Source organism: Flavobacterium sp. GSP6 (genome assembly GCF_003984855.1).
Classification (GTDB): Bacteria; Bacteroidota; Bacteroidia; order Flavobacteriales; family Flavobacteriaceae; genus Flavobacterium.
Map to the genome: position 1 here is coordinate 13,450 of NZ_RYDO01000015.1, position 22,500 is coordinate 35,949.

The 22,500-nt window shown below is 35.8% G+C and carries 19 protein-coding genes and 1 pseudogene; 5 read left to right on the plus strand and 15 right to left on the minus strand.

The genetic code is table 11. The features are described 5' to 3' along the window. Nucleotides 1-107 precede the first annotated feature (107 nt). From cdd to porU, 3 genes are all read right to left on the minus strand, one after another. The gene (gene cdd / locus EKM03_RS12905) at nucleotides 108-590 is read right to left on the minus strand and encodes a cytidine deaminase (protein WP_126461638.1); all 483 of its coding nucleotides are present in this window, start codon (nucleotides 588-590) and stop codon (nucleotides 108-110) included. Between the two features lie 85 nt (nucleotides 591-675). Further along, nucleotides 676-1,848: a type IX secretion system outer membrane channel protein PorV gene (gene porV / locus EKM03_RS12910; RefSeq protein WP_126562836.1), complete on the minus strand. Its 1,173-nt coding sequence runs from the start codon at nucleotides 1,846-1,848 to the stop codon at nucleotides 676-678. 37 nt (nucleotides 1,849-1,885) lie between these two features. Then, on the minus strand, nucleotides 1,886-5,713 hold the full coding sequence (gene porU, locus EKM03_RS12915) for a type IX secretion system sortase PorU (RefSeq protein WP_126740549.1): 3,828 nt from the start codon (nucleotides 5,711-5,713) through the stop codon (nucleotides 1,886-1,888). 208 nt (nucleotides 5,714-5,921) lie between these two features. Between porU and gldJ the strand changes: the two genes are divergently transcribed. Then, nucleotides 5,922-7,610 carry a gliding motility lipoprotein GldJ gene (gldJ, locus tag EKM03_RS12920; protein WP_126461647.1) on the plus strand — a complete coding sequence of 563 codons (1,689 nt, stop codon included), beginning with the start codon at nucleotides 5,922-5,924 and terminating at the stop codon, nucleotides 7,608-7,610. A 63-nt stretch (nucleotides 7,611-7,673) separates the two neighbouring features. Further along, nucleotides 7,674-8,957 carry a UDP-N-acetylmuramoyl-tripeptide--D-alanyl-D-alanine ligase gene (gene murF / locus EKM03_RS12925; protein ID WP_126740550.1) on the plus strand — a complete coding sequence of 428 codons (1,284 nt, stop codon included), beginning with the start codon at nucleotides 7,674-7,676 and terminating at the stop codon, nucleotides 8,955-8,957. Between the two features lie 32 nt (nucleotides 8,958-8,989). Here the strand turns inward: murF and EKM03_RS12930 are convergent. Both EKM03_RS12930 and EKM03_RS12935 read right to left on the minus strand, forming a co-directional pair. Then, nucleotides 8,990-9,253: pseudogene (locus tag EKM03_RS12930) on the minus strand (glycoside hydrolase family 3 N-terminal domain-containing protein); the annotation flags it as partial. 51 nt (nucleotides 9,254-9,304) lie between these two features. Next, entirely contained in the window at nucleotides 9,305-9,514 is a 210-nt protein-coding gene (locus EKM03_RS12935; RefSeq protein WP_126740551.1) for a hypothetical protein, read from the minus strand. A 318-nt stretch (nucleotides 9,515-9,832) separates the two neighbouring features. Here EKM03_RS12935 and EKM03_RS12940 point away from each other — a divergent pair, with 318 nt between their 5' ends. Then, nucleotides 9,833-10,588 carry an NUDIX domain-containing protein gene (locus EKM03_RS12940; protein ID WP_126740552.1) on the plus strand — a complete coding sequence of 252 codons (756 nt, stop codon included), beginning with the start codon at nucleotides 9,833-9,835 and terminating at the stop codon, nucleotides 10,586-10,588. A gap of 368 nt (nucleotides 10,589-10,956) precedes the next feature. Here the strand turns inward: EKM03_RS12940 and EKM03_RS12945 are convergent, their stop codons facing one another. The 5 genes from EKM03_RS12945 to fabD all read right to left on the minus strand — a co-directional run bounded on the left by EKM03_RS12945 (nucleotide 10,957) and on the right by fabD (nucleotide 15,193). Further along, a complete protein-coding gene (locus EKM03_RS12945; RefSeq protein WP_126452624.1) occupies nucleotides 10,957-11,685 on the minus strand; it encodes a superoxide dismutase in 729 nt (242 codons plus the stop codon). Nucleotides 11,686-12,017: 332 nt separating this feature from the next. Continuing rightward, a complete protein-coding gene (locus EKM03_RS12950) occupies nucleotides 12,018-12,518 on the minus strand; it encodes a hypothetical protein (protein WP_126740553.1) in 501 nt (166 codons plus the stop codon). Nucleotides 12,519-12,572: 54 nt separating this feature from the next. Then, nucleotides 12,573-13,442 carry a chromate resistance protein ChrB domain-containing protein gene (locus EKM03_RS12955; RefSeq protein ID WP_126740554.1) on the minus strand — a complete coding sequence of 290 codons (870 nt, stop codon included), beginning with the start codon at nucleotides 13,440-13,442 and terminating at the stop codon, nucleotides 12,573-12,575. Between the two features lie 506 nt (nucleotides 13,443-13,948). Further along, entirely contained in the window at nucleotides 13,949-14,200 is a 252-nt protein-coding gene (locus EKM03_RS12960; protein WP_197037213.1) for a hypothetical protein, read from the minus strand. Nucleotides 14,201-14,317: 117 nt separating this feature from the next. Continuing rightward, complete coding sequence (fabD, locus tag EKM03_RS12965) at nucleotides 14,318-15,193, minus strand: ACP S-malonyltransferase (RefSeq protein ID WP_126456372.1); 876 nt, start codon at nucleotides 15,191-15,193, stop codon at nucleotides 14,318-14,320. 174 nt (nucleotides 15,194-15,367) lie between these two features. Here fabD and EKM03_RS12970 point away from each other — a divergent pair, with 174 nt between their 5' ends. Beyond that, nucleotides 15,368-17,011 (plus strand): hypothetical protein, encoded by a 1,644-nt coding sequence (locus EKM03_RS12970; protein ID WP_126562840.1) that lies wholly within the window; start codon nucleotides 15,368-15,370, stop codon nucleotides 17,009-17,011. 38 nt (nucleotides 17,012-17,049) lie between these two features. Here EKM03_RS12970 and EKM03_RS12975 read toward each other — a convergent pair whose 3' ends face one another. From EKM03_RS12975 to EKM03_RS12995, 5 genes are all read right to left on the minus strand, one after another. Continuing rightward, nucleotides 17,050-17,373: a DUF6370 family protein gene (locus EKM03_RS12975; RefSeq protein ID WP_126461666.1), complete on the minus strand. Its 324-nt coding sequence runs from the start codon at nucleotides 17,371-17,373 to the stop codon at nucleotides 17,050-17,052. A gap of 143 nt (nucleotides 17,374-17,516) precedes the next feature. Beyond that, entirely contained in the window at nucleotides 17,517-17,669 is a 153-nt protein-coding gene (locus EKM03_RS15295; protein WP_231507376.1) for a hypothetical protein, read from the minus strand. 266 nt (nucleotides 17,670-17,935) lie between these two features. Further along, nucleotides 17,936-19,096 (minus strand): formate-dependent phosphoribosylglycinamide formyltransferase, encoded by a 1,161-nt coding sequence (gene purT / locus EKM03_RS12985; RefSeq protein WP_126740555.1) that lies wholly within the window; start codon nucleotides 19,094-19,096, stop codon nucleotides 17,936-17,938. Between the two features lie 235 nt (nucleotides 19,097-19,331). After that, nucleotides 19,332-20,534 carry a pyridoxal phosphate-dependent aminotransferase gene (locus EKM03_RS12990; RefSeq protein ID WP_126461673.1) on the minus strand — a complete coding sequence of 401 codons (1,203 nt, stop codon included), beginning with the start codon at nucleotides 20,532-20,534 and terminating at the stop codon, nucleotides 19,332-19,334. A gap of 99 nt (nucleotides 20,535-20,633) precedes the next feature. Then, nucleotides 20,634-21,728 (minus strand): acyl-CoA desaturase, encoded by a 1,095-nt coding sequence (locus EKM03_RS12995; RefSeq protein ID WP_126461676.1) that lies wholly within the window; start codon nucleotides 21,726-21,728, stop codon nucleotides 20,634-20,636. A 106-nt stretch (nucleotides 21,729-21,834) separates the two neighbouring features. On the opposite strand from EKM03_RS12995, the gene rsmG reads away from it, so the two are divergent. Next, complete coding sequence (gene rsmG / locus EKM03_RS13000; protein WP_126569159.1) at nucleotides 21,835-22,464, plus strand: 16S rRNA (guanine(527)-N(7))-methyltransferase RsmG; 630 nt, start codon at nucleotides 21,835-21,837, stop codon at nucleotides 22,462-22,464. Nucleotides 22,465-22,500 lie beyond the last annotated feature (36 nt).

A 22,500-nucleotide genomic window follows, 5' to 3' on the forward strand; every position in this document is an offset into this window, starting at 1 on the left:
TAACGCAAAATAGTTTCCTCCCACAAATTTGCGCCCCGAAGGGTCGGGATGCAAAAATAAGACATTCCAACTTAGAACTAAAATTTAATAGGTAGTTTTTGGATTTTTTACAAGTATTTTTTGTCAAACATAAAAGGGAGCAGGTTTTTTAGGGATTCGGATTTGTAAATTGTACCAATCTCTCCCATGAAATAGATTTCAATAGGGGTCTCTTGCCGAATTTCATATTCGGCTATGGATTGTCTGCAAGAACCACAAGGCGGTATTGGGGTCGAAGTCGTATTAGTATCTGAAGCCGCTGTGATAGCCATTTTCAAAATTTTAGCCTCTGGATAGACTGCGCCTGCATGAAAAATAGCCACCCGCTCCGCACAAAGCCCGGATGGATAAGCCGCATTTTCTTGGTTTGAACCTAAAACGATCTTGCCGTTATCTAAAAGAAGGGCTGCGCCAACTCTGAATTTTGAATACGGGGCATACGCTTTTTTTCTAATTTCAACAGCTTGTCCCATTAAATTCTGAATGTCATTTGGCAAATCTTCAATGGCATCAAATGCTTTGAATTGTGTAGTAATTATTATTTCTTTCATACTAATTTGAGGAAAAAAAATCCAAACTTCATTCCGAAGCGTTCGGGCTGAAATTTGGATTATTATTGGTAAATTTTATTTATGTTTAATATTCTTCGTATTTATCTCCAAAATTGAAGGTAAGTGAAAAACGAAGGGTGTTTTCTAAAGGGTTTTTTACTTTTGATGCCGAGAATAAATACGAAACATCTACTTTGACAACATTGTATTTAAAACCTGCTCCAAGGGATAAAAATTGTCTAGCCCCTTTCAACGGACTTTCATGAAAATATCCCAAGCGCATGGCAAAGGAATCTTGGTACAAATATTCAGCACCTACCGCATAAGTTACTTCTTTTACCTCTTCTCCAAATCCATCAGGCGCATCACCAAATGATTTAAAAACACCAGATGCCCAGCCTATTGAACGGTAATTGTCATTGTTTTGATTGCGTTCTTCGGGAGCCACTGTGCCATCTCCATTCAAATCTGGATTTTGAGGAGTTGGAACTAATAATTTATTAAATTCAACATTTAAAGCAACCTTATTATAATCGTCTAATATAAAATCAAAACCAGTTCCTATTTTTAGATTTGCAGGAATGAAATTATTATTGAAATCATCGTTGTCGTAACTAATTTTTGGTCCTAAATTCTGAATATTAAATCCCGCTCTCCATCTCCCGTTGAATTCATTGTACGCCAGTTCTTCGGATTGGTAAAAACCGGCTACATCAACAGCAAATGAACTGGCAGATGTGGCGTCGTTATTTTCGGAAGCAATTTTTAAATTAGAATTTATAAATCGTCCTGCAATCGCCATCGAGAATTTCTCGCTTAGTTTTAAGGAGTAGGAGCCGTCAATAGCAAATTCATTAGGCGATACGGTTGGAAAGGTTTCTGTAGGTTCGCCAGTTCTGCGTAATTCAATATCGCCCCATCCAAAATAACGAATGCTTCCTGCAAAAGCACTTCGGTCATTCAGTTTTTGATAATAGGTCAGTTGTGCTAATGCGATATCATTTACCAGATCAGTAAGGTATGGCGTGTAACTTATTGAAAACCCTTGCGCATCTGTGGCAAATGCATATTTTGCCGGATTCCATTGCTGAGAAAAAGCATCGGCTGATGTGGCAACCCCTATATCTCCCATACCTGCAGCTCTTGCATCGGCAGCGACTAATAAAAATGGAACTCCAGGGTTTATGACCCTATTATCCTGAGCTTTTGCAAAGGAAACCATAAATAAAAGGGTAAAAATCAGTATTGTTTTTTTCATTATTTCAGAAGGTTTGTTAAACAAATATAGTATTTAATTAAAGGATTACAAGTTTCTCATATTTTTCGGATTTCTTGTTGGTTAGGCTTGATTTTACAGTGAGTTTATAGATATAGACGCCCTTTCCTATTCGGTCTCCAAAATCATCTTTGCCGTCCCAAGTGATTTCTTTGGATAAAAAACCGTCTGTCGTGACGATTTGATTCCTTGTCCAAACTATTTTCCCTGTTATTGTCATTACTTGAACCTGAACGTCTAATGGTTCAAATGGTCTGTTGTGCGTAAACCAAAACTCCGTATAGCTGACAAATGGATTGGGGTAATTTAGCACATGTGTCAATGTTATGGCATCATCACCCACTACAATAAACTGAATTTCTGTGGTTACGGGATTGTTGTACACATCCCAAGCTTTGAATGCGATTGTATGCAACCCGGGAGCTAAATTGCGCAACGGAAACCGAAGCGTTCCACTGGTGAAATCATCCAGTTTTGTTTGATAATAGTCATTTAATACAAAGGGATTGCTTACATCGCCATCTAAAATGGCAACAATATCATGGCCTATTCCGCTGGCTGTATTTATGCCGTTTTCATCTTCAAGTAACGCAACAAGAAACGGGGATTCATTTGTTATTCCGCCAGAAACAAAAGTCTCGTCATTCATGTATAACTTCACTGTTGGGCTAATATTGTCTGTTGCGGCATTTTCGTTTATTCCGCCTATTTTTATGGTAGCATCATATCCGGTTTCGTTTTGTAATACTTCATTTTTTTTGGCATAAAAGCTAATTCTTCCGTTTGCCAAAGGGATTCTGATGTCTCGGGGTACAACAAAGCTAAATTCAAATTCACCGTTTGTAACCGATGCATTTCCCCGGAATATGGTTTCTCCTAAAACATTAAAATTCATGACTGGACTATTTCCGTCATTATTATAGGTTGCTCTTGAAATGGTTTTGTCAAAAATAGTAGTGGAAACTTCACCATTATAGTTGGTCAAAGGATTGTTGTTCTCATCCGTAATCTCTCCGGTCAACTTGATTTTAGAGAGTGATTTGAAGTCCTCAATACTTTGGGTAACGGCTATGTCATTCACTTTTGTTAATCTAATTTTTGGTCTGGGGACAGCGAGCATTAATGCAGGGTCGCCAATGTAAAAGACGACATTGGTCGCTGAATTGGGATTGCTGTTTTTCGAAATTCTCAGTGCTTCTGCAATAGATAAATATTGGTTTGAGCCGTATGATAATAAATTTTTAGTAAAAACATCATTAAAGTTTTCGGCACTAAACTGACCAATGGAACGAATCGTTGTAATCATGGCTATTGCCCCGCCTTTTGGGTTCCAGTACGTATATTCCCCAGCTGTAGGTCTAAAGGGATTGTCAAAGCGGGAAAATTCACAGGTAATAGTGATGAATAATGGATATTTGAATTGATTGCTTAAATTTTGTCCGTCTGATTTTTCCCAAATCCGCTCGCTTGATAAACCGTCTTCGCCACCATGACCTAAATAATTAAATACTAAAGCGCCTTTTTCGAAAGCATTAAAGAAATCGGCTCGTGCTTTAGGGTATCTGGATCCTCCTGCAGCGGCTTCCTGAATGTAGGAATCCAAGAGGATTTTATTGACATTCAAAAAAGGTTTTTCGGTAGCAATGGTATTTGCAAGCGTATTTTGTCTTTTTTGCAAAGTGGCATCGGAAGCAATATCGGAATCATCAGAAACGAGTACAAAGTTATTCCTCCAGCTTCCGTAGGATTTTAGGTCGTGATATTCAATCACTTTATTCACCATTTCATCCGCCTGTTTGGAGTCGTTCACCAGCATTCGGCCTACTGCAATATCGATTCCCCCAAAATAGGAAATAACATTTCCTTCTGAAGGATCCATTAGTCCAAAAAAATCATCAGAGGCAAAAGAGGATTCTCCCGATGTATTGCTATTTAAAGAGTGATAAATAGGGACAACATTGGTATTGTTGATGATTCTGTTTTTGAAATCGTAGGAAGCATCGCCAAAAAGGTTAATGAATTGTATTCTTTTTTGTGGTGTTGAAGCATTTTTATAGATGTATTTAATGCAGTTTCTTATAGCAGCGACATCCTGTTTGCCCGAAGAAAATTCTTGATATATCGATTCTAAAGGGATTACTTTTACATTCAAATTAGAATAATTGCGATGAAAACCGGCTAGTTTTTCAGCTTGAGAAACTAAAAATGAAGGCGAAATAATTACATAATCGATATCTTGAAATTGACCCAGACTATTTTTGAATAAGGTTCCTTTTAGGTTTTGATTCTGGACCGTTGATCTGCTTTCTTTTAAAGGAGTATAATAATCCAAGGCCTCTACTGCAATGTACTTTCTGGGTTCTCCCAAACCTGCTTTAAAATTGACTGTATTTTGATCTACATTTTCGATTTTAGTTGTGTTGTAGCTATCCGTAACATCCCATATTTGAGAGATTCCCGCTGCATTTGAAATAAGATAATTGACAATTCCGGTCTTTGCGCCGGATTGATCGTATTGAAAATGAAACTGTTTTCCGTATCCTTGAAGTTTTCTCTTGGCAATTAGCCTAATATTATCCAGAAAGCCTTTAGAGCCCGGAACACCATTGTTGTTGTATTTGAGCTTTATTTTGATCGTTTCGGCTCCATTGAATGAGGCGTTAAGGGGTAAAAACCCCAAAACAAATTCCGTTTCTGAATTTTTATTCAGCGCAGGAAACGAGATGTTTCCAACTGAAATTCCGTTTGCAGTCACAGTAAATGAAGTAGGTGTAAAGGCGGCTGAGGCTGCTGTCAGCATGATTTTAACGGGTGATGTGGTGTCAAAATTAGGAAAGGTAAAGTCAAATTCCTGTTCGTTTTTAACCTCAAATGATTCACCAAGCCATTGACGGCCCAATCGGGCAATGTTTGCCAGATCTACTTCATGGTGTTGGTGATCATCAAAGGAGGTTAAAGTCAACGTGCTGTTTCCGGCAGGTTGACTTAAAGGAGCCATTCTTTTCCCGTCAGCACCTTGCGTTGTAATGTAGTAATACGATTTTGTGTCATATAAGTTAAGGTGTGTTTTGCTTTCCTCATTCCAAGTATCAACGCCTTCACCATAAAAAAGGATGTAATCTTCATTGTTGAAAATGCCGTCCCCCTCGCCATTTATTTGAATTGCATTTTCGATCAAGTCATTTGGATAGTAAATGTTGTTGGACAGTGGTGCCATTCGTCCACCATTGCCGTATATTTTTATTTTTCGGGGGTCAGCGGTAACATCAAGTCCGAGTTGTTGCAGAAAGCTTTTAGAGATTTTATACACGCCCGATTTTTCAATATAAAATCGAAACCAAGTACCGCTCGATAAAACCGAATTAGAAATGCCATTAAACGTTTTTTCGGAGGGTGAAATTCTAGAAGCGTTACGCTCTATTTCATACGAAAAGGATTTGATTCGTTTGAATCCGAAATTATCTTTAATTATTGGTGTAAGCTCAATAAAGGCATTCTTTAGCTCTCTGGAATTACGTATTTGCAAAGACGAACTTACTGTTTTAGGAAGGTTTACAATATCTAAATCTCCGAGTTCAGCAGCAGTAATCGATTCGTAAATTATATTTGTAACTTGAATTTTCCCTTCGTCAAAAGAGACTGGTTCATTTATTTTTAAAGTAAAAAGGAGCGTTTTGGCAGTAGCATTATAATGGAAACTATTTCCTAAAAAAAAAGGGATCGTAACTTTGAAATCACCATAGGACATTTCTTTTTTTTCTAACCAATCGATGGTTGCATCGCCTTTGATTTGGGCAAAAGAAATGAACGGAAATAGGACTAAATAAGCCAAAATAATTTTTCTCATTATTTTTTTAACGGGATTAATAGACAGTTATTATTAATCAGTAAAAATAAATCATTTCATGTTATAGTAAATAATAAATATTATAAATTTGCGTTCGTATATATAATTTGTTGTTAAAATTGGTTTTTTGAAAATAGTAAGAAAGATCGATGTTGATTAATTGATAATTATTATATTGCGCCACTAAAATTATTACCCACTAAAGAGTATGAAAGCAAACAGAATTATGAGCTTACGATTGTTAATATCAATCCTGTTTATTATTGGTTTTTCCAGTTGCAGTAAAAAATCTAGCTCAAAGAATACTTCAAGAGCGACTGGTTGGAATATGGACAGTAAAAAGGCAGGTTCAAATAATAAGAAACAAGTAGCAGGTCCGGGATTGGTTTTTGTGGAAGGAGGTACATTTACCATGGGTAAAGTGCAGGATGATGTTATGCATGACTGGAATAACACCCCAACACAACAACATGTTCAATCTTTTTATATGGATGAAACGGAGGTAACGAATTCAATGTATTTGGATTATTTAGACTGGTTGAAAAATGTGTACCCACCAACGGAAGAAAATTATAAAAATATATATGAAGGTGCCTCGCCAGACACTTTAGTTTGGAGAAATCGATTGGGCTATAATGAAACAATGACCAATAATTACTTAAGACACCCTTCTTATGCAGAATATCCTGTAGTAGGTGTAAATTGGATTCAAGCAGTCGAATTTAGCAATTGGAGAACCCAACGTGTAAATGAAGCGCTTCTGGAAAAAAACGGATACCTTAAAAAGAATGCAAAAACACTAGATGTGACTGCAGACAGCAATTTTGATACTGAAACCTATTTAAATTCACCGACCTTGGCTTATGGAGGAAATGAAGATATTGTATTAAAAGGAAGAAAAGGAGCCAGAAAAACTCCTAAAGCTGGAAAAAACGGGACGGTTGTAGAACCAAAGAATGTTTATGCGCAGCGTTCTTCCGGAATTCTTCTTCCGGAATACAGGCTTCCTACAGAGGCGGAATGGGAATATGCAGCTGCAGCCGATGTGGGACAAAGAGAATATAACATATACAAAGGGCAAAAAAAATATCCTTGGTCAGGCGGGTACACGCGTTCAGGCAAAAGACAAAGCAAAGGGGATCAATTGGCTAATTTTAAGCAAGGAAATGGTGATTACGGCGGAATTGCAGGTTGGTCTGATGATGGGGCTGATATTACAAATGAAGTAAAAAAGTATCCTGCAAATGATTTTGGATTGTACGATATGGCCGGAAACGTAGCTGAGTGGGTTCAAGATGTTTACCGACCTATTATCGATAATGAAGCAAATGACTTTAATTATTTCAGAGGGAATCAATACACTAAAAATAAAATTGGTGAAGATGGCAAAGTAGAAATTGTCACTAAAGACAATATGAAATTTGACACTTTAAGCAACGGAAGAATCATTGCCAGAAACTTTCCAGGTCAAATCGCTCAGGTACCCGTTGACGAACAAGAGACTTATCTGAGACAAAATTTTAATAAAAGTGATAATATTAACTACAGAGATGGAGATAAACAATCTACTAGATATTATAATTTTGGAGATTCAGAATCAGATGACGAGAAAACGAAAGAAGAAAAAAACATGTATAACTCCCCAATACACAATGTGACTACGGACAGTTTAGGGAACATGGTTAGGAAATATGATAAATCAAGCAAAAGAACAACTTTGATAAATGACAATGTCAGAGTTTACAAAGGAGGATCCTGGAGGGATAGAGCCTATTGGTTAGATCCGGCTCAAAGAAGGTATTTTCCTCAGGACATGGCCACAGATTACATTGGCTTTAGATGTGCGATGTCTAGAGTAGGAGCAAAAGCAGATAAAAAAAGATCAGCCAGAAATTAATTTTTATATAAATACAAACAAAAGCCCTTTGATTAGGGCTTTTGTTTTTTTAAATCGTTTCAAATGGATATTAATTACATTCATAGTTTGTTTTTGCAATGCAACTCAGTTTCAATTGACACCCGCAAGATTGAGCCAAACTCCTTATTTGTTGCCATAAAAGGAGAGCGTTTTGATGCTAACACTTTTGCAAAAGAAGCATTAGAAAAAGCAGCTGCGTATGTTATAATTGATGATGAATCTTATTTTATTGATCAAAGGACTATCTTAGTTGAAGATAGTCTGGTCGCGCTGCAGGAATTAGCAAAATACCATCGTGAATATTTAAAATTACCTATAATTGCGCTTACGGGAAGTAATGGAAAAACAACCACTAAGGAACTTATTCAGGTTGTACTTTCGAAAAAATTTAAAACCAAAGCAACCGTTGGCAATTTAAACAACCATATTGGGGTTCCATTGATACTGCTTTCTTTTACTTCAGAAACTGAAATAGGAATAGTTGAAATGGGAGCAAATCACAAAAAAGAAATTGAATTTCTATGTGAATTAGCAACACCGGATTATGGGTATATCACTAATTTTGGCAAAGCCCATTTAGAAGGTTTTGGTGGTGTAGAGGGCGTTATTGAAGGCAAAAGCGAAATGTATCAATACCTTTCAAAAAAAGACAAGCTTGCTTTTGTTAATTTGGAAGATACAATTCAAGTTGAAAAATCAAAAAGGTTACACTCATTTACTTTTGGTATAAATAAAACAAATGCGGATGTTAATATTACTTCGATTAAGGCAAATCCTTTTGTAGAAATATGTTATTTCGGATTGGAAATAAAATCCCACCTAATTGGGTTGTATAATGCCAATAACATCAATGCAGCGCTCACTATTGGTAAGTATTTTAGTATCGATGATATCGCAATAAAAGAAGCTTTAGAAAGCTATGTACCTGAAAACAACAGATCACAGTTGTTGACAAAAGGAACTAATCAAGTAATTCTAGATGCCTATAATGCAAATCCGAGTAGTATGGCTGTAGCTATTGAGAATTTTCTACAGTTAGAGGATTTAAATAAGGTTATGATTTTGGGAGATATGTTTGAGTTGGGACAGGAAAGTCAGCAAGAACATAAAGCAATAGTTGACCTTCTTTTGAACGAAGATAAAGTGAAATGTTATTTTATAGGTGCAGCATTTTATACCAATAAAATGGGAAAAAGCAACTTTTGGTTCTATAGTACATTTGAGGAATTTTCTAATGATTTACCAATGATAACATTCAACAATAGTACTATTTTGATAAAAGGATCGAGAGGAATGGCATTGGAACGAACGTTAGATTTTTTGTAATTAAAAAATATTTTTTTTTAATAAAAATGCCATCATATTAAAGTTATGATGGCATTTTTCATGGAAGTTCCCACGCCTTGACTTTGAAGACCATTGATAAAACTAACAGCAACTTCTCCGGCTAAAACTGGATATTCAGAAAAATATTCGAAGTTTCTTCCGAGAAGAGGCGATCGCTTCATATTTACTCCGGGGTCTAATACTATTTGAAGATCGTTAGTCTGAGATTCGATTTCTAGGGTTTCACCCATTTTTTGTACCAATGCTGGATTCCAGGACGAAGCAAGTGCCGATGCAGTCGGAAAAGAATGGAAGGAACACTATTAGTAAAGTCGAAACCTTCTGCTTTACGCAAACCAAGCGGTCCATCCGTCATAAAAATAGTGGGAATATCCAGTATTGAACAGCTTTTGTGGACTAATCGGTTTCGCCGGAACATAAAAAAGCTTTTCTTCTAAACTCATTTTAGCTACTAGTTTTTTTGCCTTAGCGCGATAATCTACATCTTGAGCATGCGATTGGGAGATTGATATCAGTCCAAAAAGTAATAAAAACATTTTTTTTTCGTCTTTTACTGGGTTGTTTTTGAATTATTGGGTTCGTTAATTAAATGTGTTATTTTGACGCATTGCGCATATTTATTTGATTCGTAATGCATTTTGTATAATTTTTTGATTAATACTTTTTTTAAGCTATTTTTAGTACAGATGTGTTTTTACACAATCGATTTGTACTATTATTGCAGTGTTTTTTCTTTTCAATAGAAAAACACAGCATTGAGAGTTTTGAAAAAGTGATGTTCTTTAATTTTCTTATAAAAATGAGCTAAATTGCAACACTAATAAATTATACTTTAATTATCAGAAAATAAGTACATGTTAAAAAATATTTTAGACAATAAGGAAAACTATCAGCCCGGTTTATCAATAGATTGTGTGATTTTTGGATTTCATGACAATCAGCTAAAAGTGTTATTGATAAAAACAAAGTACAGTGATAAATGGGCTTTGCCCGGTGGTTTTGTGCCTATAAATGAGGATATTGATCAGGCTGCTATCACAGTTTTGAATGGTAGAACGGGACTAAGGGGGATTTTTCTAAGACAATTTTCAACTTTTGGAGCAGCCAGAAGGTGCAATGTTGATGTCAGTAATACTGTTTTAGATTTTTACGGAATACCTTTAGCGGAAGGCAAATGGTTTGCCAGTCGTTTTGTAACCGTTGGGTATTATGCCTTGGTTGATTTTTTAAAAACGATTCCGCAACCCGAGGGTAACAATGAAACGGTGGAATGGATTGACCATAATGCGGTGCCGGAATTAGTTTTAGATCACAAGGAAATTTTAGATAAAGCATTAGAAACACTCCGCATGGAATTGAATTTAATGCCGGTAGGCTATAATTTATTACCCGAAAAATTCACGATTCCTGAGTTGCAGAAATTATATGAAACCATCTTAGGCAGAAAACTCGACCGTAGAAATTTTTTACGTAAGATAATGGCAATTGGGATATTAAATAAGCTGGACGAGAAGAAAAGTAATGTAGCCCACAAAGCCCCTAATTTATACCGTTTTGATAAAGAAAAATACGAAGAGGTTGTTAAAAACGGGTTGACGCAGGGGTGGTAAATTAAAGAAAAGGCATAAAAAAACTTCATTAGAAATAATGAAGTTTTTTGTGGGCGATTAGGAACTGTTTTCTAACCATTTTATGCAGGATTTGAAGAAATAACAATTTATAATTTAATTCGATTTTAATTAACCATTCTTTTTTGAAGGGTTATTGGCAGGAAAATATTTTTTTCATCTTTCTAAAAGACTTCTACTTATTTTAAACCGAGTAGCCAAACGTATAGAATAAGTAAGTCGAAAGTTTAAACGTCATAAAGTCAAAAGTAGTAAACAGTAGTTTAAAATCAATCTGTTGGGTTATTTCATCTAATTTTAAAATACGATATTATACAATGGTTGTTACTTAGTTGGTTTTTATTACTATTTTATTTCATCAGATTTTCTGCATCGTTCAATCTCATCGCCACATTGTCCCAATTGATTATATTGAATAAAGCATCTACGAAATCGGTTCGTTTATTTTTGTATTTTAAATAATAGGCGTGTTCCCAAACATCAATAACCAATATCGGAATGGCTCCCCACTGCGTAAGTTTTTCGTGGTTTTCGCATTGTAAAATTACCAGGCTATCGCTGTAAGGTTGATACGCAAGAATTCCCCAACCGTTGCCGTCAACATTTTTTGAGGTGGCAGCAATTAGAACTTTCAATCTATCGAAACTACCAAAACTTTTTTCTATTCGTTTTAGCAAATTACCTTGGGGTGATGTGTTTTTATTGGTAAGATTAGTCCAAAATATAGAATGTAAAATGTGAGATGAAAAATGATGGGAGAGCTTTTTTGTCCAAAAATCAACAGTTTCCAAATTGTTTTCATCCAATGCTTTCTTTATCATTTGTAAATCTTTGTTAGCACCCTTTACTGCGCCACCGTGATGAAAAGTATAATGCAGGTGCAAGGTTTCGGCATCCATGTAGGGTTCCAAAAAACTTTCGCTGTAAGGCAACGTTTGTTGAATATAATTACCATTGGCATCTACCAATTTATCAATGGAATTGTCTGCTAAATTTTTAGCAAACGTGTTTGTAGTCGGAAGCACTAATGCTGCTGCTCCAAACAAGCTACTCGATTTTAAGAAATCTTTTCTGTTCATTTTTTTAGCGTTTAAATTATTTTTAAAATTAGTCCTATTATTGCGGAAATCAAAATGAGGTTCGTTCTTGTGTTTCCTTAATGTAGATCTTGCAAATATTGATAAAACGGCATGTATTGTCGTCGTTATGTTCGTTATATTATGCTGTGCCTTTTTTTTAAATGACTCTAAATTTATTTTTTCGAAAGCCTATTTTCTTTGACTAAATCTCGGGGGTACTTAATTGACTAGTAGCACTGGACTAGCGAAACCTGAATGACTTAATTTTTAGAAAACAAACAGTTAACACTTTTAACATATATATTGTGTTTTCTTTCATAAATTAAGTAGCTTTAAAAGGCGATGCCAAATTGGAAACCTACAGTAAAAGTGGTAGGGTGATCATTACCAAACCGCACTGGCAATGGAATGGCAATATAATAACTGCTATTGGTGTTTTTTATTATCGTTTTGTTGAATACTGGAGTTATGCCATACCTACCACTAGTCTCAAATGCTGCTCTGCCTGCAAAGGTGTATCCGTTTCCTAGTGCTACTAATACGCCAGGATGAAATAATAAACTATTCACTTTACTAATTCCGTTTTCTGCTCTTATATTGGGTACAATTTCAAATGAGAACCCAATTTTTGGACTTTTCCAAATATTGATTCCAGTTGGGAAACCCAGAGCATAATAATCTCTAAAATTGATATTAGTTCCATCCGGACTTACCGTTACAATGGGATGTAATATCCCAAAATATCCCGTAATTTTCGGATAAGTTATTTGCCCAATTGCAGGTATAGAAAATACTAATATAGCAACAAGAAGAAAATATTTGAAAAAAATCATAATAGTTTGTATTTTTTACAAAACTACAGAGGAGAAATAGGAATAAATAGAATGCTATTTACTTTTTGTATTTGAATTACTTTTTTGCTTTTTTTTTCGGTAGGAAGAAGGGTTTTTCCCTGTATGTATTTTGAATATCCTCGTAAAATGACTTTGGTCTGAAAAGCCGGTCATATAAGCTATTTCAGTAAGAGAGTACGTTGAATTCTGAATAAGGAAGATTGCTTTTTCAATTCGTAATTTTCTAACATAGTCTCCAAAATTGAGGTCTCCAAAATATTTTGAAAATTCTCTTGATAAATAAGAAGGGTTAATCTCCAAGTCACTAGAAATTTTTTTTAGGTCAAAAGTAAATTGATTGTCTATTTGATCCTGAATAATTTTTTTCAAATCTTTGACCCAAGCTGGAGCTTTCTTTTTGTTTTTTTTCTTTTCCTTTAAAAATTTATTGTACACTTCGTGCAGCAGGTTTTCAAAAGGACTATTCTGCAAATGATTCTGTTTGTACAAATTTGTTGCCCAACTGTATAGCCCATCATAAATAACCATTCCTGTTTCTAATAACTTATAATCATCTGTAATATTATAAGAAAGTCCCGCTGAAATTGCCAAAAGTCCCGCTGATTCTTTTGCAATATCGTGTCTATCTGTGTCTGCTCCTCGTACAATATCAGCTATAATTAAAATAGCTGGGTCTTTAATTTTATATTTTTTTACAATATAATCAAAGGTGCTTTTTTCTTCATAATGTGTGTATTCTACATTAGGAATATCAAAAGGAATGGCATCAAATTCTTTTGCTTTATTCAAAACATCACTGAATGGGACATAAATAAATTCAGCGTTTTTGTCTACAAAAGTTTTGATCAACCAAGGACTGGCTATTCTATCAATTTTAGGGCGTTCTCTAGTAATCCATTTCATTTGAAATAATATAAAGGAAATTTTGCTCCTTAAATAGTAAGCTAATCTACATTTATTTATCTAGGTTTCAAAAAAACACTTACGAATCAATTGTTCAAGAGCTAAGATTAGAGATTGATTATTTCGACAATGGATCTTTATACAAAAAAAGATAAAACAAATAAATATCAGTCTCTTTAATATGACTTTAGGATATTCGAATCAATAAATTGAGGGTTATCAATTGTAGAACCAAACTAACCTCTAAAATTAAATGACTTTGGCTATTTGAATTTTGTGCGCGATAAAGAATTTGAGCACCCGATAACTTCGGGTATAATCGTAATGTTATGAACCATTTAAGCTTATTTTTGTTTAAATTAATTCTTGAAATTTAACCCGGTTTTCCAAGATTTAACGTTGTACCTCTTTATTAATTTACAGTACGCAACTAGATGAGGGCTTGTGTACTCAATTTAGAAACAAGGCTGTCTGGAAATTACTTTCCGGGCAGCCTTGTTTTTGAATTATTCTTTTCCGGATTCCTTCAGTTTTTCAGCAGCCTGATTTATTTTGTCAGCTCCTTTTTTAAGAATTTCTCCTGCTTTTATTCTGGTAGAATCAGCGGCAGCATCAACTTTTACCGCCGCAGTATCGATAGCTCCTTCCATTTCATTACTAATGGCCTCTCTAGCTTCTTTCACTTCCTCTTTTGTTTCTTCTTTACAAGAAGTCATTAAAGTGGCAACAAATACTAATCCTAAAAGTGCTTTTTTCATTATATTTTCATTTTAAAAAATTGATAATTGAGTACATTCATCGTATAAAGATAAACAAAATCGCTACAAACATAAGTTTGGGGAAATTTCGTTTATTGGACACCAATTACCACTATTTTATACATTAGCGGTAACAGCGTCTCTGTCAATTTTCCCGATCAATCCTGCTAATACTTTTCCAGGGCCTACCTCAGTAAATGAGGTTGCTCCGTCTTGGATCATTTGCTGTACTGATTGTGTCCACTTTACGGGAGCTGTCAATTGAATGATTAGGTTTTTCTTAATTTCTGCGGGGTCTGATACTGCACTGGCTGTTGTATTTTGATATACCGGACAAATAGGAGTTGAGAACGTTGTTGCTTCAATAGCTGCGGCCAGTTCTTCACGAGCCGGTTCCATCATTGGAGAGTGAAAAGCACCTCCAACAGGCAACAATAATGCACGTTTTGCACCAGCGCCTTTCATCGCTTCACACGCTTTTTCCACTGCTGATGTTTCTCCTGAAATCACTAATTGTCCTGGGCAGTTGTAATTTGCAGGGACTACAATTCCGTCAATCGAAGCACAAACTTCTTCTACAATGTTGTCAGCCAATCCTAAAACGGCCGCCATAGTCGATGGTTTTATTTCGCAGGCTTTTTGCATAGCTAAAGCTCTTTGAGAAACCAGTTTCAAGCCGTCTTCAAAAGATAAAGTACCATTAGCTACTAAAGCTGAAAACTCACCCAATGAATGTCCCGCTACCATTTCTGGTTTGAAATCCTCCCCTAATGTTTTTGCTAAAATCACCGAATGGAGGAAAACGGCTGGTTGTGTCACTTTGGTTTCTTTCAATTCCTCGGCTGTTCCTTCAAACATGATGTCTGTGATGCGGAAACCTAAAATTGCATTGGCTTTTTCGAATAATTCTTTTGCGAGAGCAGAATTTTCATACAAGTCTTTACCCATTCCTGTGAATTGCGCGCCTTGACCTGGAAATACGTATGCTTTCATGTTTTTATTTTAAAGATTGAAAAAAATTAAAGACTGAAAAATGAATTCCAATCAGAATGCAAAAATACTGTTTTTTGCGGTATTGTAAATAGGGTTATTGTTTTCTTTAAAATTGACACTTTTATTAGTGTAACATTTAGGAGTATTAAAGACTAATATTTAAAACTTAGTTTTATGAAAAAGATTTTATCAATAGCTTTCTTACTCCTTTTTAGTTTTTTATTGTTTTATGGCAACCTTCCGGTAATCAATTATGGATTTACTGGTTTTGCTTTTATTTTATTACTGTTGTTAGTAATAGGGATCTTATTTTCTGTTGGTTTGACTATTTCTCAGCAAACAAAGCAAGTCAAGATTGTTTCCAAACCTAACAAGATTTTGTTTGTTTTGGTAGGATTGCTTTTAGCGTATTGTGTTGCACTTCCTTTTATAACCAGCCTAAAAATGTTCCGAAGCGATTCGTATCAAAAATTAATAGGCGAGGTTAAAAACGGACAAAAAATTACGAATCATATTGCTCCAATTTCAATTGATAAAATCCGTGTGGTCGATGAGGAACTAGCCCATCTTTTGGGAGAGAAAATTTTAGGTTCTCAACCCGCTTTGGGAAGTCAGGTAGAATTGGGGGATTTTTGTATCCAAAAGGTGAACAATAACTTGTACTGGGTTGCTCCATTATTACATTCTGGTTTTTTGAAATGGTTTAACAACCAAGAGGGAACTGCGGGATATGTTATGGTTTCTGCAACCAATGAACGTGATGTGAAATTAGTTCAGAGTGTAGGAGGGAAGAATATTAAGATTAAATACCAGCAAGGCGCTTACTTCCAAAGTGACATTCACAGACACGTTTATTTTAATGGAAATGCTACTGTTGGTCTGGCTGATTTTAGTTTTGAAATTGACGATGCTGGAAATCCGTTTTGGATTGTCACTAAATATGTGAAAAAAATTGGTTTTTCAGGAAAAGAAGCTACGGGAGTTATTGTGGTTGATGCACAATCTGGAGTTATAAATGAATATTCAATTGCTAAAACGCCAAAATGGGTGGATCGAATTCAGCCTTTGGATTTTATAGAAAATCAGTTGAATGATTGGGGTGAATATGTTCACGGCTATTGGAATTTTTCTAATCAGGATAAACTGCAAATTACAGAAGGAATGACATTGGTGTACGGAAAAGACAATAAATCCTATTGGTACACCGGATTAACTTCGGTCGGGAAAGAAGAATCTGCTGTAGGTTTTGTATTGGTAGATACCAGAACCAAAGAAACTACTTTTTACAAACAAAGTGGCGCGACGGAATATGCGGCTCAAAGTTCGGCACAAGGGAAAGTTCAGGAGAAAGGATATAAAGCGTCGTTGCCTATTCCGTATAATATCAATAACATTCCCACGTATGCGATGACGCTCAAAGATAACGGCGGATTAGTTAAAATGTTTGCGATGGTGGCCATTTCAGATTATACGATTGTGGGCGTCGGCAATACAATGCGGGAAACCTTGACTTCGTTTAAAAATGTCTACAATATGTCTGATAATAAAATAAACCCAAATAGTGTTTCTAATAAAAAATCAGTAAAATCAGTAGTAACGAGAATTCAGAATGATGTGAAAAACGGGAATAGCTTTTATTATTTTAAGGTGAAAGATTACCCTAATATTTTTGTGGGTTCGTCACAAATATCCAATCAATTGCCAGTAACAATTGTGGGTGACAGTGTGAAAATTTCTTTTGATGTAGACATGGAAGAAGTTATTGATGTTTCAAGTTTTGAGAATATCAATTTGGAAGCGAGTATGAAATCGAAGTAATAAAAAAAGGGCTAAAGAATTTTCTTTTAGCCCTTTTTTTATTTTTTTGGCAGTAATTTAAAAGAAGTTACTTTGAATCGATTGTCTACAATTTTACCAACAATTTCGGCTTTTCGTATTGTTGTACAAAAACCGTCATTGGCGTGTGCATCTCCGTGCGAATCGATTGAACTACCGTCAACAAAATAAGATTTTCCATCCACACGAACGGCTAATTCACAACCGTGTCCTTCCATTCCAAACTGGCATTGACCACAAGCAGCCTCAACAATTTGTGGTTTTGGTTCTTCTTTTTTATCTTTATCCTGAGCACTTGCTAATGTTACAACGAACAAAAGGGTTAAGTATAATAACTTTTTCATAATTGATTGTTTTTTGCTTTAGCTAAGATACTCGTTTTTTACATCGAATAATTTTTAAACATGTAAATTCATATTAATCTGGAAAGAGGAATGTTAATAGAAGCCATTTCAATAATGACAACTGCAATAATTGGAATGATTCGTCAATCAAAACTTTCGGCAAAAAAGAATTGAGCAAGGCCAAATGTGGCAATACCTTGTGCTACCGTCAGACCATAATTAACATACATTGCACCATGAAAATAACCCGGTTCTTTCTCGAATTTATTGTGACCATGGAGGCAATATTCATTCATTTTTGGAAATCCTATGTGTAAGCAAATATTTTTTTTCTTTGAAAACTTTCCCTTGAAGGCAGTGTGGGTAATCATTATTCAGGATGTCTACGATAGAATTAGACATCGGTATTTTTTTATCAAAGGTATTTAAAGGTTCCAGAAGAACTTTCGAATGGTTAGGTGATAATTCACAAGATGATAAAAAGGAACGCTGATAACACTGATTTAGCGAATTTTTTTTTCATCTTGTTTTCGGTATAATATTGGAAGTTTATTAAATGTAATTACGAATGCACGGTAATCAACCTTGCTGCATTTTTTGCTTTTTCTACCACTTCTTCAATTGGAGTTTCTACGGTATCACTTACTAAAGCCACTGCCATTCTGCGGTAGGGTCTTGAAGTTGGTTTACCAAATATTCTGAAATCCGTTTTAGGTAAAGCCGCAATTTTTTCGATACCGGAGTACGTTGGGTTTGTAGAGTTTTCCGAAGCTAAAATGACTGCACTGGCTCCCGCTTTTTCTAATGTGATTTCAAAAATAGGCAAACTTAAAATAGCGCGTAAATGCAATTCAAATTCATTGAAGTTTTGTGTTCCAGCTAATGTTACCATTCCGGTATCATGCGGACGAGGCGATATTTCCGAGAAATAAACGCCATCATCAGTCAAGAAAAATTCGACTCCAAAAAGTCCTGCGCCGCCCAAAGCTTCGGTTACTTTTTCGGCCATGTCTTGCGCTTCGTACAAATCCTTGTCGGAAATTCTGGCGGGTTGCCAGCTTTCCTGATAATCGCCACGTTCTTGTCTATGGCCAATTGGCGCACAAAAAAGTGTCGGATTATTGTTTTGTACCACCGTTAATAAAGTAATCTCCGAATTGAATTTGACAAATGCTTCTACAATCACTTCTACGACATCGCCACGGGAACCTTCCACGGCATACTTCCATGCTTTTTCAATATCGGCTTCGGTTTTTATGGTGGATTGTCCTTTTCCGGACGAAGACATTAATGGTTTGACGACACACGGCATTCCAACGGCTTCAACGCCTTTTTGTAATTCCTCGGCAGTAGTGGCGTAGCGGTAGTTTGCGGTTTTTAATCCTAATTCTTTAGATGCTAAATCTCGAATCGCTTTACGGTTCATCGTGAAGTTTGCCGCTTTCGCAGAAGGAACTACGGTAATTCCTTGGTTTTCATAGTCATAAAAACGCTCGGTTCTGATAGCTTCTATTTCGGGAACAATAAAATCAGGTTTATGTTTGGCGACGACGCGGTCTAGGGCTTCTCCGTCGAGCATATTGATGACTTCAAAATCATGGGCAACTTGCATGGCGGGTGCATTTTCGTAACTGTCCACCGCAATTACGATTTGCCCTATGCGTTGTGCAGCGATTGTAAATTCTTTTCCTAATTCGCCTGAGCCGAGAAGTAGTATTTTCATGTTTTTATTGTGTTAGGTATAGCTAGGGACATCTCGCGAGCTGTTCTTACTGCATGAGGGATAGTAGTGGAAATCCTTTGTATTCCCGCAGCGATAGCGAAGGTAATAAAAAAGATTGCAACGGATAGCCCGACCCGCCTTTTCTGCGGGGCATGCCCCAAAAAAAAATAGTTTAAAATTTAAAGCGTTAAAACTTTAAACCTTAAACTATTTTAAACTTGAAACAAATTTTATATTATGCAGGAACCTCAGTAAGAGCTACAGCTTCTTTGATTCGGCGTAAGGCTTCAATTAGCAATTCTTCGCTTGTTGCGTAAGAAAAACGGATACAGTTTGGGTTTCCAAAAGCGTCACCGGTTACGGTTGCTACATTGGCTTCGCCCAAAAGATACATAGAGAAATCATTGGCGTCTTTGATAAACGTTCCTTTTAATGTTTTTCCGAAAAAAGAAGAAACGTCTGGGAATACATAAAAAGCACCTTCGGGAACGTTGATTTTTACTCCTGGAATGTCTTTTAATAATCCAACGACTAAATCTCTACGGCTATGGAAAGCGTCCACCATGTGTTTTAGAACACTTGGATCAGCATCAACAGCAGTAATGGTAGCACGTTGTGCAATACTATTGGCACCGCTTGTTACTTGACCTTGAATTTTTGTACACGCTTTTGCAATGAATTCTGGTGCGCCAATATATCCAATTCTCCAACCTGTCATGGCGAAAGCTTTGGCTACTCCATTTACGGTAATTGTTCGTTCTAGCATTCCCGGGATGGATGCGATGCTGCAAAAAGTTCCGGAGAAATTAATGTGCTCGTAGATTTCGTCAGCAACAACATATACATGTGGGTGTTTTTCCAACACTTTGGCAAGAGCCGTTAATTCGTCTCTGTTGTACACCGATCCGCTTGGGTTACAAGGGGAACTAAACCACATCATTTTTGTTTTTGGTGTAATTGCTGCTTCTAATTGTTCTGGTGTGATTTTGAAATCCGTATCTACAGAAGTGGGTACTTCTACAGGAATTCCGCCTGATAATTTTACGATTTCGAAATACGAAACCCAGTAAGGAGCCGGTAAAATTACTTCGTCACCGTCGTTTAGCATTACTTGAGCAATGTTGTATAAGGATTGTTTTGCTCCGGTTGACACTACAATTTGAGAGGGTTTGTACTCTAAATTATTGTCTCTTTTGAATTTTCTGCAAATGGCTTCTTTTAATTCAGCATATCCTTCTACTGGAGAGTAGGTGCTGTAATTTTCGTCAATCGCTTTTTTCGCCGCTTCTTTGATGAAGTCTGGCGTATTGAAATCTGGTTCGCCTAAGCTTAAACTGATAATGTCTCTTCCTTGTGCTTTTAATTCTCTGGCCAAAGCTGCCATTGCTAATGTTTGAGATGTAGATAAATTGTTTATTCTATCGGATAATGGATTCATTGTAATAGGTTGTAGTTAGTTTATTAGTATATATACACTGTAAAGATGCAATGTAGAGATGCACTGCAGAGCATCTCTAGATGTTGTGATTTTGAATGATTATGTAAGTTCTGGTTTCATTCCCAATTCTTTCAAATGCTTAAAATGAGCAATAACAGCACTTCGCATCGTTTTGTATTCGTAATACGGCAAGTTGCATTCTTGGGCGGTTTGCTTTACGATACTCGCAATTTTCCCATAATGCACGTGACTGATATTTGGGAAAATATGGTGCTCTATTTGGTGGTTTAATCCACCGGTGTACCAGTTGACAATGGCATTTTTTGGTGCAAAATTGGTGGTGGTAAACAATTGGTGAATCGCCCAAGTGTTATCCATTTCTCCTAATTCATTAGGAGAAGGATTGGTCGTTTCTTCGACAACGTGTGCTAATTGGAATACAACACTTAATATGAGTCCTGCGGTATAATGCATGAGGAAGAATCCAATAAGAACTTTCCACCATGTGATTCCAATAACGATTGGTAACACGATCCAAATAGAAACGTAAATTATTTTAGTGATAATTAAAGTGGTCCAAAGTATTTTTGGGCTTTTTGCTTCTCCGTAAGATAATTTTCGCTTTAAATAGCTTTTCATCTGCTTGAAATCAGTTGTAATAGCCCAGTTGAACGTTAATAATCCATATAAAAATACCGAATAATATTGCTGAAAACGGTGAAAATTATACCATGTTGCTTCTTTTGTAAAACGAATCACACGTCCGGCATCTAAATCCTCATCGTGACCTGGAATGTTTGTGTACGTATGGTGCAAAACATTATGTTGAACTTGCCAGTTGTAGACATTTCCTGCCAGAACATAAATAGTTCCTCCCATAAATTTATTGACCCAGTGTTTATTGGAATAGGAGCCATGATTTCCATCATGCATGACATTCATTCCCACTCCAGCCATTCCAATTCCCATAACAATTGTTAATAGAAGATGTGCCCAAAAAGGCATACCTAATGTCAGAATTAAAAAATAAGGCGCCAGGAAAACCGTAATCAAAATGATAGTTTTTAAATAAAGTTTCCAGTTTCCAGTCTTTTGGATGTTGTTTTCTTTAAAGTAAGTATTTACCCGTGAGTTAAGTGTTCTGAAAAATTTCAGGCTATCTTGTTTTGCAAATGTTGGTAGCGTATCTGTCATAAAAAAATCAATAAAGGTCAAAGGTAATTATTATAAATTTTTGGATATACAAAATTGAGATAAATATTTTAACTCTAAAGTATTACTTTTGTTAAAAAATTAAAAGATGAATGAGATTCTGAAGCATTTTCCTAATTTAACGGATATTCAAAAAGAACAGTTTGAAAAATTGGATTTTTTATACCATGATTGGAACGAAAAAATAAATGTTATTTCCAGAAAAGATATTGATGCCTTATACACCAAACATATCTTGCATTCGTTGGGGATTGCCAAAATCATACAATTTGAACCGGGAACGTATGTCCTTGATGTGGGAACAGGAGGTGGATTCCCTGGAATTCCATTGGCGATTCTTTTTCCGGAAACGCGTTTTTATTTGATAGATATTATTGCAAAAAAAATAAAAGTGGTTCAGGCTGTTGCCGAGGGATTGGAATTAAAAAATGTTAAAGCTGAGCAAATGCGAGCAGAGAATGTAAAAGGAGATTTTGATTTTATTGTGAGTCGTGCCGTGACCAATATGCCGGATTTTGTTTCTTGGGTGAAAACCAAAATCAAAAAGAACAACAAACACGAATTGAAAAACGGAATTCTGTACTTAAAAGGAGGCGATTTAACTGAAGAATTAAAGGGTTTCCCTAAAGCGACTGAATACAATTTAGCTGATTTTTTTGAAGATGAATTCTTTGAAACAAAGAAAGTAGTCCACGTGCCGTTGAAGTTTGTGGTTTAGAAACATAGAATAATTTTGTCTCAAACGGCTTTTTTT

What these genes read in the sequence shown, in the direction of transcription:
- cdd (WP_126461638.1), bottom strand. Translation starts at nt 590, where the DNA reads ATGAAAGAAATAATAATTACTACACAATTCAAAGCATTTGATGCCATT.
- porV (WP_126562836.1), bottom strand. Translation starts at nt 1,848, where the DNA reads ATGAAAAAAACAATACTGATTTTTACCCTTTTATTTATGGTTTCCTTT.
- porU (WP_126740549.1), bottom strand. Translation starts at nt 5,713, where the DNA reads ATGAGAAAAATTATTTTGGCTTATTTAGTCCTATTTCCGTTCATTTCT.
- gldJ (WP_126461647.1), top strand. Translation starts at nt 5,922, where the DNA reads ATGAAAGCAAACAGAATTATGAGCTTACGATTGTTAATATCAATCCTG.
- murF (WP_126740550.1), top strand. Translation starts at nt 7,674, where the DNA reads ATGGATATTAATTACATTCATAGTTTGTTTTTGCAATGCAACTCAGTT.
- EKM03_RS12935 (WP_126740551.1), bottom strand. Translation starts at nt 9,514, where the DNA reads ATGTTTTTATTACTTTTTGGACTGATATCAATCTCCCAATCGCATGCT.
- EKM03_RS12940 (WP_126740552.1), top strand. Translation starts at nt 9,833, where the DNA reads ATGTTAAAAAATATTTTAGACAATAAGGAAAACTATCAGCCCGGTTTA.
- EKM03_RS12945 (WP_126452624.1), bottom strand. Translation starts at nt 11,685, where the DNA reads ATGAACAGAAAAGATTTCTTAAAATCGAGTAGCTTGTTTGGAGCAGCA.
- EKM03_RS12950 (WP_126740553.1), bottom strand. Translation starts at nt 12,518, where the DNA reads ATGATTTTTTTCAAATATTTTCTTCTTGTTGCTATATTAGTATTTTCT.
- EKM03_RS12955 (WP_126740554.1), bottom strand. Translation starts at nt 13,442, where the DNA reads ATGAAATGGATTACTAGAGAACGCCCTAAAATTGATAGAATAGCCAGT.
- EKM03_RS12960 (WP_197037213.1), bottom strand. Translation starts at nt 14,200, where the DNA reads ATGAAAAAAGCACTTTTAGGATTAGTATTTGTTGCCACTTTAATGACT.
- fabD (WP_126456372.1), bottom strand. Translation starts at nt 15,193, where the DNA reads ATGAAAGCATACGTATTTCCAGGTCAAGGCGCGCAATTCACAGGAATG.
- EKM03_RS12970 (WP_126562840.1), top strand. Translation starts at nt 15,368, where the DNA reads ATGAAAAAGATTTTATCAATAGCTTTCTTACTCCTTTTTAGTTTTTTA.
- EKM03_RS12975 (WP_126461666.1), bottom strand. Translation starts at nt 17,373, where the DNA reads ATGAAAAAGTTATTATACTTAACCCTTTTGTTCGTTGTAACATTAGCA.
- EKM03_RS15295 (WP_231507376.1), bottom strand. Translation starts at nt 17,669, where the DNA reads ATGAATGAATATTGCCTCCATGGTCACAATAAATTCGAGAAAGAACCG.
- purT (WP_126740555.1), bottom strand. Translation starts at nt 19,096, where the DNA reads ATGAAAATACTACTTCTCGGCTCAGGCGAATTAGGAAAAGAATTTACA.
- EKM03_RS12990 (WP_126461673.1), bottom strand. Translation starts at nt 20,534, where the DNA reads ATGAATCCATTATCCGATAGAATAAACAATTTATCTACATCTCAAACA.
- EKM03_RS12995 (WP_126461676.1), bottom strand. Translation starts at nt 21,728, where the DNA reads ATGACAGATACGCTACCAACATTTGCAAAACAAGATAGCCTGAAATTT.
- rsmG (WP_126569159.1), top strand. Translation starts at nt 21,835, where the DNA reads ATGAATGAGATTCTGAAGCATTTTCCTAATTTAACGGATATTCAAAAA.